Annotated in this window: 14 protein-coding genes; 1 reads left to right on the plus strand and 13 read right to left on the minus strand. The window is 40.9% G+C overall.

What is annotated here, in order from left to right:
• Nucleotides 1-232: 232 nt before the first annotated feature.
• The 13 genes from lysS to pth all read right to left on the minus strand — a co-directional run bounded on the left by lysS (nucleotide 233) and on the right by pth (nucleotide 15,647).
• A complete protein-coding gene (gene lysS / locus FC56_RS00005; RefSeq protein ID WP_056977200.1) occupies nucleotides 233-1,717 on the minus strand; it encodes a lysine--tRNA ligase in 1,485 nt (494 codons plus the stop codon).
• 60 nt (nucleotides 1,718-1,777) lie between these two features.
• Nucleotides 1,778-2,788: a tRNA dihydrouridine synthase DusB gene (dusB, locus tag FC56_RS00010; RefSeq protein ID WP_056977104.1), complete on the minus strand. Its 1,011-nt coding sequence runs from the start codon at nucleotides 2,786-2,788 to the stop codon at nucleotides 1,778-1,780.
• A 29-nt stretch (nucleotides 2,789-2,817) separates the two neighbouring features.
• A complete protein-coding gene (hslO, locus tag FC56_RS00015) occupies nucleotides 2,818-3,711 on the minus strand; it encodes an Hsp33 family molecular chaperone HslO (protein WP_056977106.1) in 894 nt (297 codons plus the stop codon).
• A 62-nt stretch (nucleotides 3,712-3,773) separates the two neighbouring features.
• Complete coding sequence (gene ftsH / locus FC56_RS00020) at nucleotides 3,774-5,879, minus strand: ATP-dependent zinc metalloprotease FtsH (protein WP_056977108.1); 2,106 nt, start codon at nucleotides 5,877-5,879, stop codon at nucleotides 3,774-3,776.
• Nucleotides 5,880-5,949: 70 nt separating this feature from the next.
• Nucleotides 5,950-6,492 carry a hypoxanthine phosphoribosyltransferase gene (hpt, locus tag FC56_RS00025; RefSeq protein WP_054671810.1) on the minus strand — a complete coding sequence of 181 codons (543 nt, stop codon included), beginning with the start codon at nucleotides 6,490-6,492 and terminating at the stop codon, nucleotides 5,950-5,952.
• Complete coding sequence (gene tilS, locus FC56_RS00030) at nucleotides 6,485-7,876, minus strand: tRNA lysidine(34) synthetase TilS (RefSeq protein ID WP_056977110.1); 1,392 nt, start codon at nucleotides 7,874-7,876, stop codon at nucleotides 6,485-6,487. Before tilS ends, hpt begins: the two co-directional genes overlap by 8 nt.
• Before the next feature lie 57 nt (nucleotides 7,877-7,933).
• Complete coding sequence (locus FC56_RS00035; protein WP_054671800.1) at nucleotides 7,934-8,419, minus strand: S1 domain-containing RNA-binding protein; 486 nt, start codon at nucleotides 8,417-8,419, stop codon at nucleotides 7,934-7,936.
• A 112-nt stretch (nucleotides 8,420-8,531) separates the two neighbouring features.
• Nucleotides 8,532-9,134: a GyrI-like domain-containing protein gene (locus FC56_RS00040; protein ID WP_404819885.1), complete on the minus strand. Its 603-nt coding sequence runs from the start codon at nucleotides 9,132-9,134 to the stop codon at nucleotides 8,532-8,534.
• Between the two features lie 54 nt (nucleotides 9,135-9,188).
• Entirely contained in the window at nucleotides 9,189-9,593 is a 405-nt protein-coding gene (locus tag FC56_RS00045) for an FtsB family cell division protein (protein WP_082620524.1), read from the minus strand.
• Nucleotides 9,594-9,704: 111 nt separating this feature from the next.
• Nucleotides 9,705-9,977: an RNA-binding S4 domain-containing protein gene (locus FC56_RS00050; protein WP_054671792.1), complete on the minus strand. Its 273-nt coding sequence runs from the start codon at nucleotides 9,975-9,977 to the stop codon at nucleotides 9,705-9,707.
• Complete coding sequence (locus FC56_RS00055) at nucleotides 9,964-11,550, minus strand: putative polysaccharide biosynthesis protein (protein ID WP_056977114.1); 1,587 nt, start codon at nucleotides 11,548-11,550, stop codon at nucleotides 9,964-9,966. Before FC56_RS00055 ends, FC56_RS00050 begins: the two co-directional genes overlap by 14 nt.
• Nucleotides 11,540-15,079: a transcription-repair coupling factor gene (mfd, locus tag FC56_RS00060; RefSeq protein ID WP_147649640.1), complete on the minus strand. Its 3,540-nt coding sequence runs from the start codon at nucleotides 15,077-15,079 to the stop codon at nucleotides 11,540-11,542. Before mfd ends, FC56_RS00055 begins: the two co-directional genes overlap by 11 nt.
• 10 nt (nucleotides 15,080-15,089) lie before the next feature.
• Nucleotides 15,090-15,647, minus strand: coding sequence for an aminoacyl-tRNA hydrolase (gene pth, locus FC56_RS00065; protein ID WP_056977116.1), 558 nt, complete (start codon nucleotides 15,645-15,647; stop codon nucleotides 15,090-15,092).
• A gap of 198 nt (nucleotides 15,648-15,845) precedes the next feature.
• Between pth and FC56_RS00070 the strand changes: the two genes are divergently transcribed.
• Entirely contained in the window at nucleotides 15,846-16,793 is a 948-nt protein-coding gene (locus FC56_RS00070; protein ID WP_056977118.1) for an L-lactate dehydrogenase, read from the plus strand.
• Nucleotides 16,794-16,972: the final 179 nt, after the last annotated feature.

The following is a 16,972-nucleotide window of genomic DNA, read 5'->3' on the forward strand; positions in this document are numbered from 1 at the left end:
TTTTCATCGAATATTTTGTTCAGTTTTCAAAGGTCTACTACTTGTCGTAAGCGCTTTGTATCAGCTCTTGACAACTATTTAAATATACCATTTCGTAAGCTTTACGTCAACTACTTTTTTTAATTTCTTTTTTCATCTCAGCGACTTACGAATCAGCGCATATATTAATATACCAGCTATACCTCATCATTGTCAACAAAAAAAGCTATCTTTTTCAGATAGCTTTTAAAGTTTATTCAGCTGAGTTATCTTCAGGACGCATTGTAGGGAATAATAGCACGTCTCTGATAGATGGTGCATCGGTTAATAACATTACCAACCGATCAATTCCGATACCTAATCCACCTGTAGGCGGCATACCATATTCCAAAGCTTCGATATAATCTTCATCGATTCCTTCGGCTTCGTCGTTACCTGCTGCTCGTTCAGCAGCTTGGGCTTCAAATCGTTGCCGTTGATCAATTGGATCATTCAATTCTGTAAATGCATTAGCAAATTCATTAGTCAAAATGTACAACTCAAAACGATCAGTAAACCGACCATCTTCAGCATTCTTTTTGGCTAATGGTGAGATTTCTACAGGATGACCATAAATAAAAGTTGGTTGTTCCAGCTTAGGTTGAACCATTTCTTCAAAGAAGGCGTTAATAATATGGCCTACCTTCCAATAACTTTCATAGTGGATACCATTGTCATCAGCTAATTTCTTAGCTTCATCATCAGTCATTGGTTGCCAGAAATCAATACCAGTGTATTCCTTAATGGCGTCTACCATATGTTGCCGTTTGAATTCTTTATTTAAATCTACAGTTTGACCTTGATAAGTGATGATTCCATCATCCGTAACTGCCTTAGCAGCAGCTTTGAAAATTCCTTCAGTTTCATCCATTACATCGTGGAAATCAAAGTAGGCAGCATATGATTCGAGCATAGTAAACTCAGGATTATGCTTAGTATCCATCCCTTCATTTCTAAATACCCGACCAATTTCATAAACACGTTCCATTCCCCCAACGATTAATCGCTTAAGGTGTAATTCAAGCGCAATCCGAAGGTATAAGTCGATGTTTAGCGCATTATGATGAGTGATGAATGGTCGTGCACTAGCCCCACCAGCTTGGTTATGTAGCACTGGGGTTTCTACTTCTAAGAAATCTTCACCATCAAGATAACTACGAACAGCAGTGATGATCTTGCTACGTTTGTGGAAACGATCAAAACTATCTCTATTAGCAATCAAATCCAAATAGCGTTGCCGATAAATTTGTTCTTGGTTTTGTAAACCATGGAACTTATCTGGTAACGGACGCAAAGCCTTAGATAAGAATGTAACTTCTTCTGCTCGAACAGTTAATTCACCAGTATCAGTTTTAATAATTTGACCAGTGATTCCTAGGTGATCACCAATATCGGAACGTTTGAAAATGTGGTATTGTTCTTCACCCACGATATCTTTACGAACGTAAATTTGGATTCGACCACTACGGTCCATTAAGTCAGCAAAACCAACTTTACCCTTACCACGTTTAGACATCATTCGACCAGCGATGGTAACTTTCTTGTCCATTTCCATCAAGTCGTCTTTTTCAATGCTGTCAAATTCATTGTGTAAATCGCTAGCAAGGTGGGTCCGAACAAATCGGTGTCCAAACGGATCAATTCCTTCCTCGCGTAGTTCGTCCATTTTTTGGCGGCGAACCAGCAATTGGTCATTCATTTCTTTATCTTTCTTTGCCACTGTAAGGCCTCCAATACTCCTAATATCTTACTTATCATATCACAAATTAGCAGTTTCTTGCTTCTTTGCTTTTCGATCAGCTAATTTATCTAAAAATCCATCCATCAAATCTTGCATTTCAACAGCAGTTTCAGCGTTAACAATCGCTACTTTAGTTCTAGCAGAGCGAGAAATTCCCTTCATGTAGTAACTAATCTGAGTTCTAAACTCTCGACTCGCAGCGTGTTCGCCTTTAAGATCTACTAATCGTTGCAAATGTTCCTTAGCAATTTGGATCTTATCAATTGGGGTGGGCTCTGGTAACAATTCACCGGTTTCTAGATAGTGATTAGTTCGAGACAGCATCCAAGGGTTGCCTTCTACTGCCCGACCAATCATAGCGGCATCGGCTCCGACTTCTTCGATCATTTTCTTAGCGTCTTCTGGAGTCTTGACATCACCATTTCCCATAAACGGAATCGTTAATTGATCTGCTACCTGCTTTAAAAGATCCCAGTCAGCGACGCCTGTGTACATTTGTTTTCTAGTCCGACCGTGCATAGCTACAGCTGACGCTCCTGCTCGCTGAGCCGCCAATGCGTTTTCCACTGCAAAAACGTGGTGCTCATCCCAGCCAGTTCGCATTTTAACCGTAACTGGTTTCTTAACTGCATCCACTACCGCGGCCACCATTTCATAGACTTTATTAGGATCCAATAACCACCGTGCCCCAGCTTCGGTCCGAACTACCTTGTTGACTGGGCAACCCATATTAATATCAATAATATCCGCACTAGTTTTTTGATCTACAAACTTAGCAGCGTTCACCAAAGTATCCTTGTCCCCACCAAAAATTTGAATACTCATAGGATGTTCTTTAGGGTCCACAAACATCATATTGAGCGTTTTTTGGTTTTGGTACATAATGCCGCGATCTGAAATCATTTCGCAGACCACTAACCCAGCCCCAAATTCCTTACAAATTACTCGAAACGCCGAATTGGTTACTCCTGCCATTGGCGCTACTACCAATTGATTAGGGATGGTGACATCCCCAATTTTCCATTCCACTATTGATACACCTCACTATCAACCGTTGACTAGTCTTGTTTAGCTTTGGCTTCAGCAACGATGTCACTTAATTCCTGTTCATCATAATGGTACTGACGATGACAAAAGTTGCAAGTCACTTCTAGTTGTTTATCTTCAGCCAAAATGGTTTCCAACTGATCTAATGGTAAACCAGTTAAATCAGCTGCGAACTGCTCTTTTGAACAGTTACACTTGAATTCTACCGGCATCGTTGTTAAAAAGTCCACCTGATCTTCACCAAAAATCAAATTCAAAATTGCTTCTGGCGTTTGTTCACTCAATAATAACTCAGATAATGGTGGTAGTTGCTTCAATCGTTGTTCTAATGTAGCAATTGCTTCCTCACTGGCCCCTGGCATTACCTGAATGAGATAACCTCCAGCCGCTCCAATCGAGTTATCATCATTTACAAATACTGAAACTCCGACTGCTGATGGGATCTGTTCAGATTGGGCAAGATAAAAGGTGAAATCATCCCCAATTTCCCCAGAAACTAACGGCACACTGCTATTAAATGGTTCGCCATTGGCTTGAAGCTTAGTAACTTCTAAGAAGCCGTCTCGACCTACAGCTTGGCCCACATCAATTTTGTGGTGATCATTTAGTGGCAAATGGGTATGGGGGTTAGCAACGTATCCCTTAACTTCCCCATTAGAATTTCCTTCAGTAGCAATTCCGCCTACTGGGCCTCCACCGTTAATTTTAACGGCAATGGAATTACCGGATTTATCACCAGAGGTCGCTAATAACAGCGTTCCGATCAAAGTACGACCTAAAGCAGCTGACGCAGCGCTCCACGTATCGTGACTTTTTTGCGCGGTAGTAACGACTTGCTTTGCAGTTACTGCATAAGCTCGAAACATACCGTCTTTGGTTAATGATTTAACTAAATAATCTTTCATTTAAATTCCCTTTCATAACAAAAACGAGCTTGGGTTACGCCCAAACTCGCTTAGTTTCATACTTAATAGTCGTTTGAATCATCGTGATCGTCTGGCTTCTTTGGATCAACCAATTCATCAGGCTTTTCAACATCTTCATTAGGATCAACAACCCCATCGTCGTTGTCAGCTTTAGCTTGGCGTCCCATTTGAGCTTGCCGTTCAGCTTCTTTACGTTCCAATTCTCGTTTGGATTCTTCAAATGTAGCAGCGTGTTCACTTGGAAATTCGTTACTATCATCTTCAGCAGGCATCTTACCAGTATTATAAAGGGAAAGAATTTGCTTTTCATCCAGAGTTTCATACTTCAAAAGAGCTTCGGCAATGACCTTGTGTTGTTCAAGGTGTGCTTCAATGATCTTCTTAGCTTCTTGATGGCCTTCATCGGTGAAGCGGCGAACCTCTTCATCAATTTCAGCAGCAGTTGCTTGAGAATAACGTGGACCATATGCTTCTTGATTTGGATTTTCTAATTGAACGTTGCCGAGCTTTTCACTCATCCCATATTGGGTAACCATTGCTCTAGCAAGGTTAGTGGCTTGTTCAAAGTCATTAGAAGCTCCTGATGATTGAGAGTCAAAGATAATTTCTTCGGCAGCTCGACCACCCATCAAACCAGCAATTTGTTCCATGGCGTCTTTCTTAGATAACAACTGTTGGTCTTCTCGAGGCAACATAATGGCGTAACCGCCGGCACGTCCACGAGGTACGATTGTAACTTTGTGAACTACTCGAGCATCATTTAAGACCAAGCCGACAATGGTATGTCCAGCTTCATGGTAAGCCACAGTTTGCCGTTCTTGATCAGAAATTACCCGGTTACGTTTAGCTGGACCAGCAATAACTCGATCTTCAGCTTCGTCCACATCGGCAGCATCAATTTGACGCTTGTTCCGACGAGCAGCAAGTAAAGCAGCTTCATTTAACAAGTTAGCCAAATCGGCACCAACAAACCCAGGAGTTTGTTGAGCAATTTCATGTAAGTCAACATTGTTAGCCAATGGTTTATTCTTAGCATGAACTTTCAAGATGGCTTCTCGGCCGTTAACATCTGGTCGGCCTACCAAGATCTTCCGGTCAAAACGACCTGGACGAGTCAAGGCAGGATCCAAAACATCAGCCCGGTTAGTAGCAGCAATGACGATTACACCTTCATTACCACTAAATCCATCCATTTCAACTAACAATTGGTTAAGGGTTTGTTCACGTTCATCGTGACCGCCGCCCATGCCAGCGCCACGCTTACGACCCACAGCATCGATTTCATCGATGAAGATAATCGCAGGAGCAGCCTTTTTAGCTTGTTCAAATAAGTCACGAACCCGGCTAGCACCAACCCCGACAAACATTTCAACGAAGTCAGAACCAGAAATGGAGAAGAATGGTACATTAGCTTCACCAGCTACCGCTTTAGCCAATAAGGTTTTACCAGTTCCGGGAGGTCCCTCAAGTAAAACACCATGTGGAATAGTAGCGCCAAGTGACGTGAATTTCCGAGGATCTTTCAAAAATTCAACCACTTCTACTAATTCTTGCTTTTCTTCTTCTTCACCAGCAACATCTGAGAAACGTACTTTGTTTTCTTTGCTGTCTGCGGGCTTAGCCTTAGACTTACCAAAACGCATTACGTTGTTGTTGCCACCACCCTGACCACCAGCGCGGCCCATCATCATGTAGAAGAACCAGATGAATAGTAACATTGGCAAAATTGTTAACAAGATATTCATCCAGACACCGCTAGATTCTTCTTGCTTAGCATTCATTTTGACGTTGTTTGCTTGAGCTGCTTTGGTAATTTCAGAGATTGAAGAATTATTTTCTAGAACCGTAGTCGTAAACTTAGTAACTGCCTCTTTTTTGCTGCCACCAAGTAATAGACCAGAATCCACCTCGGCTTCTTGAGGCTTTCGATAATCACCAGTTACCTTATAAACCCCGCCTGACGGCTGGATCGAAAAGTCTTTGACTTTATTATCCTTCAAGCTTTGGACAAATTGACTTGATTGTATTTCTTGTGTTTGAGTTCCATTACTACTTCCGCTAAAGAAGTAAATGACACCCATGATCAACAAGAAAACAACTATATAAAATAGACTATTTTTAAAGAGCCCATTTTTATTTGAGTTCATCGACGCCCTCCTACAAAAAAATTTTCATGTTGATAGTCAAGATACTACCACATTTGACCTTCTTTGACTATTAATTATTTGAATAAATTTCAGGTTTTAAAACTCCAATGTATGGAAGGTTCCGGTATTGTTCTTTGTAATCTAAGCCGTATCCCACTACAAATTCGTTTGGAACCACAAACCCAACAAAATCTGATTTAGCTTCTACCACTCTACCGGTTGGTTTATCTAATAAAGTGCAGACTTTAACTTCATTAGCTCCCCGTTTCAGTAATAGATCGATCAAATATTTAAGGGTCCGTCCAGTATCAACGATGTCTTCTACTAACAACACGTCTCGACCGGCCACGTCAGTAGTAATATCCGTTACCAATTGTACTTCACCACTAGAAGCTAAGCCACCATGATAACTGGAAACATCAATAAAGTCCATTTCCATATATGTATCCGCATTACGAAGTAAATCGGCCATGAAGAAAATAGATCCTCTTAGTACTCCAATCACAACTGGTACTCTATCCTGATATTCAGTTTCCAGTTCTTTACCTAATCGTTGGCACGCCTCAGCGATGTCTTGTCGACTGTATAAAGTCTTTAAAATATCATTATCCATTAACTTTTTCCCCTTCAAAATCTATCTGTTTTTCAAATAATCCATAATTGTCGCCATTAGACTGTTCTTGGTAAGCCACTTGCACACCTACGACGGCTAAAATTTCTTGTTGCTGATTAACTAAAACCTGTACCTGCTTACGTTTAGGTTTCGGGATTTTACGGTTAATTAAGGTTCTTGTTACCTTTTGATGCCCCCCCTTAACCGCAATCACATCACCGCTTTGAACCGGACGGACGATTAATGGAAAATCAGATGCTTGTAAGGATAAATTCCCTAGCTTTGTAGCTCCTACAATGTTAGGCCGCGAAAAAATTCCATAATGGCTATGATTAGTACCTAGGTACCACTGGTTTAATTCTACCACAAGCTCTTTAGTTTGCTGATTTTCCTGCCCATTAATTTGTTTTTCCCGTTCCAAAACCAAACGATCATAATTTCTAATGGCTAACCAGCCACTAGGTAAATTTAATTGTACGTACTTACCACTCTTTTTTTCAACCACATTAGTTAATTCCTGAACCAATCGTTGATTAACATTAGTTAGGTGTAGCCAACTAATCAACAGTTCGGTTACCCAAATGGTTGTTTGAGCCGGCATAGTTTCTCGCAACTTAACCAAATCCAACTCAATTCGTTGGTTAGATTGTTTTAGTATAGCCTGGTTCAAAAGTGGTCGTAATAAAGATGAAAGAGCAGTTAAGCTAGCGGCTAGTTGATTAGCATAGTTAGCAATATGCTCAGCAGCTTGAGGATTTTCCTCTTCCAGTTGTGGAATCAATTCATTGCGATAACGGTTGCGAGTAAATTCCAACTGCTGATTAGTTTCATCTTCATACCACGTTAAATGTTGTTCTACTGCGTAATTCCTTAATTCAGCCTTACTAAAAGTTAACAATGGCCGCAGTAATTGTCCTTCACCCAACGGCCGCCTGTCAGCCATCCCAGTCAGTTCTGCCAGTTGGCCTCCCCGAGTGAGATGCATCAAAACCGTTTCGACCTGATCTCCTTGGTGGTGAGCCGTCAAGACTTTAGTTATGTTTTGTTGCTTCATCTGATCTTCAAAAAAATGATACCGAAATTGCCGGGCAGCTTCTTCTACTCCCGCAACCGGGTGCTCATTTTTACTCCACGTAGCTACTACTAACGGCAACTGCCGTTGTTGGCAATAATGCGTTAAAAATTCTTCTTCTACTTGGCTTTGCTCTCTGAGCTGATGATTAACGTGTGCAACTACTATCTGTGGACCATCAGGCAACTGCTGCAATAAATCTAGCAAAACCATAGAATCCATCCCAGTCGAAACAGCTACTAAAACTCGTTCTCGTGGTTGCCACCACTGATGAATTGTATTTAATTGACTTAACTGCGTGGCTAACTTCATTTTATTCCCTCTTTTAATACAAAAAAGAGCCAGGCAAATGCCTGCCCCATTTATTTATCAGCTACGACGGCCGCCACGACCACCGCGTTTGCCTTCAGTATTACGTTTTAAAGTAGCTAAGCGGTCTTCGCTTTCCTTTAAAAAGCCAGACATTAAGTCGTCAAAACTTGAGCCTTGTTTACCATTGTTTCCGCGAGAATTATGTTGCCCGCGATTCGAATTTGAATGGTTATTACCGCTACGTTCATGACGATCATGATGATTATCACGATGTTCTCCATTATGATGAGGATGATTATCCTCTTTAGGTTTATCTACTGCTTTACGAATAGACAGGCTGATCTTATTATTTTCAACCTTTAAAACCTTTACGGTTACCTCATCACCAACACTTAACACATCGTGAATGTCCTTAACAAAACCATCCGAAACTTCACTGATATGTACTAATCCGGTTTGGTGGTCACCTAAATCGATAAATGCACCAAAATTAGTAATCCCCGACACTTTGCCGGTTACTTTAGCCCCAACTTCAATTGCCATTTAACCAAGTGTTCCTCCTAAAATATAAGTGTCATAAGTATAGCATACTTTAGTTTTAGACGGAAAAGGATTATTAAAAGATCTTACTTATAATCCACCGCTAGTGGTAAATTTAGACAGAATAACGTAGAACCGTTTTCCTTTTTTCTGGAACCACTCTTCTGGCATCTGATAGATAAATTTCTCGGTGAAGATGATTCTTCCGTTCTAATTGGTGCTCCTTGCAAAACCCATCTAATTTAGCAAAAGATTCACTCTCAGTGTCATAAGGCCCAACGTGCAAAATTTGAACAGCCGCTCCGTCTGCGATCGTTTCCCAATTAACCTGGTCTAAATACTGGTTAGGCTTTTTAATACGCACCTTTTCTAAGACCTCCACCAAATCCATTTTCGTCGCTTGTTGGGGTTGTCTGATCATGATTTGGTATTGTAAATCAGCCTTGTCAAATTGTCCTGGAATAATGGGAGCAGTAGGTAATGTCCATAGCCCTTCCAAGGAATAGACAGTGTACTCAAATCCTTGGTTCTTCAACTTCATTCGAATGGCATAAGCCAAGGAATAAAGGGCGGCAATTTGTTCTTTAAACGCAGTTCGATTCGGATCACCTTGTCCTTTAAGAGTTAGAAAATTAAAGGCTGGTACTTCCACGTACATCGGCGTGGTTTTAGGTAAATACAATTCTTTTTCTGCTTTTCGCCACTCATATTTCACCATTGATTCCTCATAAATTAGAAAAAACGGCAGCCATTAAGGTTGCCGTTTTTAATCTTACTTACTACTTGAAACATCGTTAGCTACTTCACTGGGAAAACTATAAACTGTCTCTCCAGGTTTACTGTAGTAATACTTATCACGAATAATTTTTTCACAGTAGTCTTTATCGTTTAATTGTTTAATTTTAGTGTTTAAATTCTTTTGAGTTGCTTTTTTTTTGGTAATCTTTTGCTTTTGAGCCGTAATTTGTGTTTTCACGTGGGCTAAGTTAGCTTGCGCCCGAATAATTTGCACAGTTGAAATTAACGCCAAAATACCAAAAAAGCTAATAATAATAATTGCTCGCCGCTTCCGACGTTGCTTTAAAAGCATTTTTGAGGCTTGTTGAGCGTTTAAATTATTCTGCTGTCTTGTGAAATCATTGTCTAAATGATGAATATTATTTCGTCGTGCCATCATAATTTTCCCCTTAGCGTATCTCAAAGTATAACGATTACAATTTGAGTATACCAAGTAATTAAGGGGCTGTCTAGATGACTTTAATTCGCTTTATAAAACATTAACAATTATTTATTCTTGACTGAAATCCTGCACATATCTTTCACTTAGGATTTCATACATATTAGCAGCATCATCTTTTTTAGTCGTGTCTAACAACTGACTAACCTTAACGGTTAAGGTTTTATTACCAAAAGAAATTTGAACTTCATCTCCAACATGGACTTCTGACGAAGACTTAGCGGGTCGGCCGTTAATCGTAATGCGGCCCTTGTCTGCAATTTCTTTAGCAACTGCTCTACGTTTCACAATTCGTGATACCTTTAAAAATTTATCTAGTCGCATTTCTTTTACCCATCCTTTTTAAAATCTTCTTCATAAACGGAATGGTTAACCATTCTCTGTTAGTTAGTAATCGAGCTCGATAGCTCAACCCTAAAAATTCAACTACGCCAATCGGCACAGTGATTAGCAAAATACCAATTGCCATTAACCTACCAGTTCCCAAGTAAATAGTCAAAACGTTAGCAATCCCATTTACGGTAAGCATCATTATTAGACTAATAACAATTAATCGCCCTAATTTTTCAAAGTTAAAGACAAAACGTAACCATCGGCGACCTAACCAGTTAGCAATTAGTACCATCACCACTAACGATAAGATCGTACTAACACTAGCCCCCAAGACTCCCATCCCTAGGACCATTGGTTTAGTTAATACCATTTTAACTGCTATCCCAGTCAGCACTCCCACCATCAGTGGGTAAAAGCTCCCGACACTTTGTAAAATACTATTTTGAACTAATAAAGCCGTTGCAAAGATTACACTCATCCCGTACACTGCCAAAACGAAATCCTGATCGTGAGAAGCAAACAAGACCAAATTAATTTGAGGCATTAGAGCTGCCATTCCAGCGCTAACAGCTACTGCCAGGAATATGCTAACGTGGGCTAAAGTTTTAGCTCCACGGGCAAATGAGAGTTGATAAGTTTGCTGATAAAAACGGGTTAACAGCGGCAAACTACTGGTGGTAGCGGCGGTGCCAAGCACCAAACCAAACTGAACCAACGTCTGCCCCCGATCATAGGCACCTTTAATGTTTTGTGCGGCGTTTAACGAGAACCCCTGACCGACTAATCCCTTAATCACTGAAAAAGAATCGACTAACTGTAAGAGCACCATTACAGCCGCTACCAAACATACCGTTCCCCCTTCTAGCAAGGTTTGCTTTAACAAGCCAGCTACTCGGGGCCCATTATTGCTTGGAGGATTATCAGGCCAGCTCCCCAATTTATTTCGAGCTAGCAAAATAATCAATGTCGCAAACGCTGCAGCAATTGGAGCCGACAACATTGCGTTGCGTCCCATAATATACGGATCAATGTGATCTTTAGCTGCCCAAACGGCAACTGATAAAATCACAGTTACCCTCACTACTTGTTCAACCACTTGAGAATAAGCCGTAGGATACATGTTCCCAGTTCCTTGGAAATAACCGCGCCCCGTTGCCAAAAATGGGGTAAATAAAAACATCCAGCTGACGGCTCTAATCACCGGAGCCAGTTGCCAATCTCCCATCCACCCTGCAATGGTACGATCACCTAATTGAAGACCTATAAAGATAATCAACACTAACCCGGTTAAAATCCACTGTAAATCACTAATCAAGCGCCGATTAAGTTGCTGATCATCATTTTGAGCTACTAGGTGAGAAATAAATACTGGTAGCCCGCTCAGCGCTATGGTCATTCCAATTCCATAAATCGGATATACCTGTTGATAAACGTAAAAGCCAACGTTTCCCACTAAATTTTGAAATGGAATTTTATAAACTGCACTTAACACTTTAGCAACAATTCCGGTAAGGGTTAAAATGGTCGCTCCCTGCACCATTTTTTGCGCACTGTTATTTTTCATGAGTCTTAGCGTCTAGGCCCTCCTGGTTTTGACGGCGATAATTAGCCAAGTTGGTAAGTAAAATAATTAACTGATTCAACCAATCCTTCATTTGCGGTTGAATAGTGAGTCCTACTACATACCGACCATCAACTTGATTGACCGTGGCCCGGTACTTTGTTTGGGCAATTGCCTTTAACATTGTTTGGCTATCGAACAACTGGCTAGCCTCTGGCGCAAAATTAATGGTCAGCTTAGCATCTTTTTGGCGGATGTTATTAACCAATCCGTAATCTGCATTCATTTTTAACTTAGCTACCGCCAATAAGTTGGCAACCGCCTCCGGATAATCGCCAAAGCGGTCAATCAGGTCGTCGGTAACTTCATCCAATTGTTCTTGATTTTCAACCTGTCTGATTCGCTTATAAAGTTCAATTTTTTGCTGTCCATCAGCCACGTAATCATCTGGCAGGTATGCTTCTACATCAATTTCAATTGCCGCATCAGTTTTCTTGTCAATTTGTTTTCCTTGTTTTTTAGCAACTGCATCTGAAAGCATCTGGGTATATAAATCATATCCCACAGAATCCACAAACCCGTGTTGTTGTTTACCTAAAAGATTCCCTGCTCCTCGAATAGATAAATCACGCATCGCAATCTTAAATCCTGAACCTAACTCGGTGAAATCTCGAATGGCCTCTAACCGTTTTTCGCCAACCTCAGTTAGCATTTTATTAGGTCGATACATAAAGTAAGCGTAGGCCACCCGGCTACTTCGGCCAATACGGCCTCTAAGTTGGTAGAGTTGGGAAAGTCCCATTTGGTCCGCGTTTTCCACAAATAACGTATTTACATTAGGAATATCCACCCCGGTTTCAATAATGGTGGTGGTTACCAAAACATCGTATTCACCATTAATAAAATCATAGAGAATATTTTCCATTTGAACTTCAGTCATTTGACCGTGAATATAGGTAATTCTGGCCTCTGGTACCAGCACCTCTAATTCAGTCACCACTTTTTCAATGTCTTCTACTCGGTTATGCAGATAAAAAACCTGCCCGCCGCGTTCCATTTCCCGACGAATACCGTCAATAATGGAACCCGTATTTTGTTCCATGACATAAGTTTGGATCGGATAACGGTTAGCTGGTGGCGTTTCAATCACTGATAAATCCCGTACCCCCATCATCGACATGTTCAGAGTCCGTGGGATTGGTGTAGCGGTAAGGGTCAAGACGTCGACATCTGAACTCATTTCCTTAATCTTTTCCTTATGCTTAACACCAAAACGTTGCTCTTCATCAATAATTAATAGGCCTAAATCATGAAATTGGACGTCTTTAGACAAAATTCTATGAGTCCCTACAACTACGTCGACACTCCCATCTGCTAGTCCCGCCAGAGTATCTTTCACCTCAGCTCTGGTTTGGAACCGCGACAAGACTCGCACTTCAATTGCAAAATTATTAAACCGGTTCTGCATCGTTTCAAAGTGCTGCTGAGCCAAAATAGTGGTAGGAACTAAAAAGGCTACTTGTTTGCCCACCTCTATGGCTTTGAAGGCTGCCCGTAAAGCTACTTCGGTCTTACCATAGCCAACATCCCCTACTAACAAGCGATCCATTGGGTGCGGCTGTTCCATATCATGCTTAATTTCAGCGGTACTGCGTAATTGATCAGCAGTTTCAGAATACGGAAAGGCGGCTTCAAATTCGTCTTGCAAGCTGTCATCCTTAGGAAAAGCATAACCGGGTTCAGAACTTCGTTTAGCGTAGAGTTCAATTAAGTCATCAGCGATATCTTCAATTTTAGCCGCTACTTTTTGCTTGGTCTTAGCCCACTCGCTGCCCCCTAATTTATTAATCGTCGGGCGCTTATCATTTCCAGCAACGTACTTTTGAATTAAGTTTAATTGGGTCACCGGAATAAATAACTGAGCATTATCTCGATAGGTGATGGTCAGATAATCTTGGTGCTTGCCATCGACTTCCATGGTCTTCATGCCTTCATAACGACCAATCCCGTGATTGACATGGACTACATAATCGCCAGGTTTAAGATCTGAATAACTTTTAATGCGTTCAGCATTATTAAACGTCTGACGTTGGGGCCGTTTTTTGGTCACCTGTCCAAATAATTCTTTTTCGGTCACCACCGCTAATTTAGCGCTGGGAATTTCAAAGCCACTTTGCAATTGCCCAGGAACGATTTGGACGGTGGCCGGTAAAATATTTTCTAGATCGGTCTGGGTGACCCCAATTTCGAAATCAGCTAAGGTTTTGGCGACTTTTTGAACTCGTAACTGTTCGGCCACCAAAATCACTACCGTTTGTTTTTGTTTGCGCCAACGTCCCACCTCAGTTTTCAAAAGTGGCATTTGGGAGAAAAACTGTTGCATCGGTCTGGTAGTCATTTCCACAATGGCGCTTAACTTCATCTGCCCTAGTCCTTTTTGAAATAAGGCAATAATTAATTGAGCGTGCTGATCAGCTTTAAAAACGGTTGTAAAATCATTAGTGTACTCCGTTTTTGCAAGTACTCTCTGATCAATTTGTTGATCAGCTAACCAGTTACCTTGATCAACGGCTAACTGCCGGTTAGTTTCTTGTAAGCGACCGTAATCGTCAAACCAGGTAACGCCATCTGCTGGCAAATAATCTAGCAAAGACGTCTTTTCTGGATATAGCCACTGAGAAAATAATAACCATTTGCTATCGTTTAATCCCGCCATTAAGTCTGCTAGCTGGGGCTTAAGGTTATCGTTTAATAGTTCTGCCTGGTCAGCTTGCTTCATTGCTGCTGTCTGCTTCTCTAATTCTTTAGTAACCTGTTCCGCCGTTATTTGACGTTGCTCATCGGTCATCAACAAATCAGTCGCTGGTAAAATATTTACCGTTTCAATATTTTCAATACTACGTTGATCCGCTGAATCAAAAATACGCATCGAATCTACTTCGGTATCAAAAAAATCAATTCGAACCGGGTACTCGCTGTTCAACGGATAAACATCCACAATCGAGCCTCGAATCGAAAATTCCCCGGGAGCTGCTACCATTTTTTCTGGTGAATACCCCATTTGGTGAAGTTTTAGCTTCAAATCAGCAATCTCAATGTCAGAACCAATCTCTAAGTTTATCGCTGAAGCTTGAAACTGTTCTGGAGTTGGTAACAATCGCCGAATACCAGAAATAGTGGTCACTACGATATTAGCTGGCGCACTCTGTAGCTGATGCAAAGCTCGCACCCGCTGAGCCCTAAAATCGGGAGAGCTAGTCGCTAACTCTGCTGCCGGCATCTCTTCAACTGGAAATAAGGATACTTGATCTTCATTAACTAAGTTAGTTAAATCACTTACCAATTGCTCAGCATGAAATAAAGTATCCACCACTACTACCATGGACTTTTGTTGACTTTGAAATGTACTTGCCATTAATAAGGTAGTTGCCGAACCGCTAATTCCCGTTACCAATTGCCGTGACTGTGGCGTCAATTTTTTGATTAACTCTTGATACTGTGGCAATTGCGTAAGTAATTGATCAAATTCCAAAATTGGCCTCCTAGTTGTACTTATTTTCTAAATCCCTAATCGACATTCCGTTTACCCAATCCAATAATCCCGCTTCAGCTTTATCAATAGCTTGATTCAATAGCGGGGTCTGATCAGCGGTGAATTTACCTAATACATAATCTACTACGCTAACTTGTTTAGGGTGCTCAATTCCCACCTTTAACCGGGCAAATTCTTTGGTGCCTAAGTGTTCAATAATGCTCTTAATACCATTATGACCACCAGCTGAACCCTTATCTCTGAAACGAATCTTTCCCAACGGCAAGTCCATATCATCGTGAACGATAATTACGTCTTCTACTGCCACATCATAATATTCCATTAGTGGATGCACAGCTCTACCAGATTCGTTCATAAATGTAGTAGGTTCTACTACAATCACTTTATGCCCATCAACTACTCCGATACCAAATTTTGCCTCCATTTTTCGATTATTCAGCAAAATTCCATGTTCATTGGCAAATGCCTCTACCGTCATAAAACCAGTATTATGACGCGTTTTAGTATATTGTGGTCCAATATTTCCAAGACCCACGATCATTTTCATTATTAATTACTCCCATCGCTAACACAAACAGCCGAACGGCTTTGCGTTCAGCTAATTAGCTTAAATTTTTATCGTCTCATTATAGCATAGCCCAGATTATTTCACTAAATTGACTTCACCTAATTCCAGCTACCATTCTTTCATGTTATAATGACAAAGGTATCAAAATACTTAACAAGTGAAAGGATGGATTTTATTATGGCTTTAGGTCGTCAAAAAGTCGCCCTAGTTGGTGACGGTGCCGTTGGTTCATCATTTGCCTTTGCAATGATGCAACAAGGAATCGCAGAAGAATTTGTTATTATCGATGTTGTCAAGGAACGTACTGAAGGGGACGCATTGGACTTGGAAGATGCCCAAGTTTTCACTTCTCCAAAGAACATTTACTCTGGTGACTACGATGATTGTTCAGACGCTGACGTAGTTGTTATTACTGCCGGCGCCCCACAAAAACCAGGTGAAACTCGTCTTGACTTAGTTAACAAGAACTTGAAGATTATGCAATCAATCATCAAGCCAATCGTTGACTCTGGCTTTGATGGTATCATCGTGGTAGCAGCTAACCCAGTTGATATTTTGACTTATGCTGCACAAAAATTCTCTGGCTTCCCTAAGGAACGTGTATTCGGTAGTGGTACTTCATTGGACACTAGCCGTTTACAAGTTGCTTTAGGTAAGAAGTTAGGTATTGACCCTCGCGACATCAACGCTTACATCATGGGCGAACACGGGGATTCAGAATTTGCCGCATTGAACGCTGCAACTGTTGGTTCAGTACCATTGATCTCATTGGCTGAAAAAGCTGGTCTTTCAATGGATGACTTGCTTAAGATCGAAGATGACACTCGTAACAAAGCTTACGAAATCATCAACCGTAAAGGTGCTACTTTCTACGGTATCGGTACTTGCTTGATGCGTATTACTAAGGCAATTTTGAACGACGAAAACGCCGTATTGCCTGTTGGCGCACCATTGAACGGTGAATATGGTTTGGATGATATATACATTGGTACTCCTGCCGTAATCAACGCTTCTGGTGTTGCTCAAGTACTTGAAGTACCATTGAGTGCTGACGAAGCTAAGAAGATGCAAGCTTCAGCCGAAACCTTGAAAAAGACTACTGCTGATGGCTTAGCTAACATGTAAGCATCTTTTCTAAACGATCGGAATTTATTCCGGTCGTTTTTTTGTGCTGTGAATCACTTATTAAGTATTTTCAATAAATATTTATTTTCTCCATCAAAAAGCTAAATTCAAACTCGTTAACATCCTATTGGATATGGTATTATAAGGGAGAACTGAACAAATCACTGATTGGAGGAATT

The sequence above is a fragment of the Lentilactobacillus senioris DSM 24302 = JCM 17472 genome (assembly GCF_001436555.1).
GTDB classification, from domain to species: Bacteria; Bacillota; Bacilli; order Lactobacillales; family Lactobacillaceae; genus Lentilactobacillus; species Lentilactobacillus senioris.

Excerpts from the sequence above, each read along its gene's own strand:
- lysS (WP_056977200.1), bottom strand. The coding sequence starts at position 1,717 with ATGAATGACCAATTGCTGGTTCGCCGCCAAAAAATGGACGAACTACGC.
- hslO (WP_056977106.1), bottom strand. The coding sequence starts at position 3,711 with ATGAAAGATTATTTAGTTAAATCATTAACCAAAGACGGTATGTTTCGA.
- ftsH (WP_056977108.1), bottom strand. The coding sequence starts at position 5,879 with ATGAACTCAAATAAAAATGGGCTCTTTAAAAATAGTCTATTTTATATA.
- hpt (WP_054671810.1), bottom strand. The coding sequence starts at position 6,492 with ATGGATAATGATATTTTAAAGACTTTATACAGTCGACAAGACATCGCT.
- tilS (WP_056977110.1), bottom strand. The coding sequence starts at position 7,876 with ATGAAGTTAGCCACGCAGTTAAGTCAATTAAATACAATTCATCAGTGG.
- FC56_RS00035 (WP_054671800.1), bottom strand. The coding sequence starts at position 8,419 with ATGGCAATTGAAGTTGGGGCTAAAGTAACCGGCAAAGTGTCGGGGATT.
- FC56_RS00040 (WP_404819885.1), bottom strand. The coding sequence starts at position 9,134 with ATGGTGAAATATGAGTGGCGAAAAGCAGAAAAAGAATTGTATTTACCT.
- FC56_RS00045 (WP_082620524.1), bottom strand. The coding sequence starts at position 9,593 with ATGATGGCACGACGAAATAATATTCATCATTTAGACAATGATTTCACA.
- FC56_RS00050 (WP_054671792.1), bottom strand. The coding sequence starts at position 9,977 with ATGCGACTAGATAAATTTTTAAAGGTATCACGAATTGTGAAACGTAGA.
- FC56_RS00055 (WP_056977114.1), bottom strand. The coding sequence starts at position 11,550 with ATGAAAAATAACAGTGCGCAAAAAATGGTGCAGGGAGCGACCATTTTA.
- pth (WP_056977116.1), bottom strand. The coding sequence starts at position 15,647 with ATGAAAATGATCGTGGGTCTTGGAAATATTGGACCACAATATACTAAA.
- FC56_RS00070 (WP_056977118.1), top strand. The coding sequence starts at position 15,846 with ATGGCTTTAGGTCGTCAAAAAGTCGCCCTAGTTGGTGACGGTGCCGTT.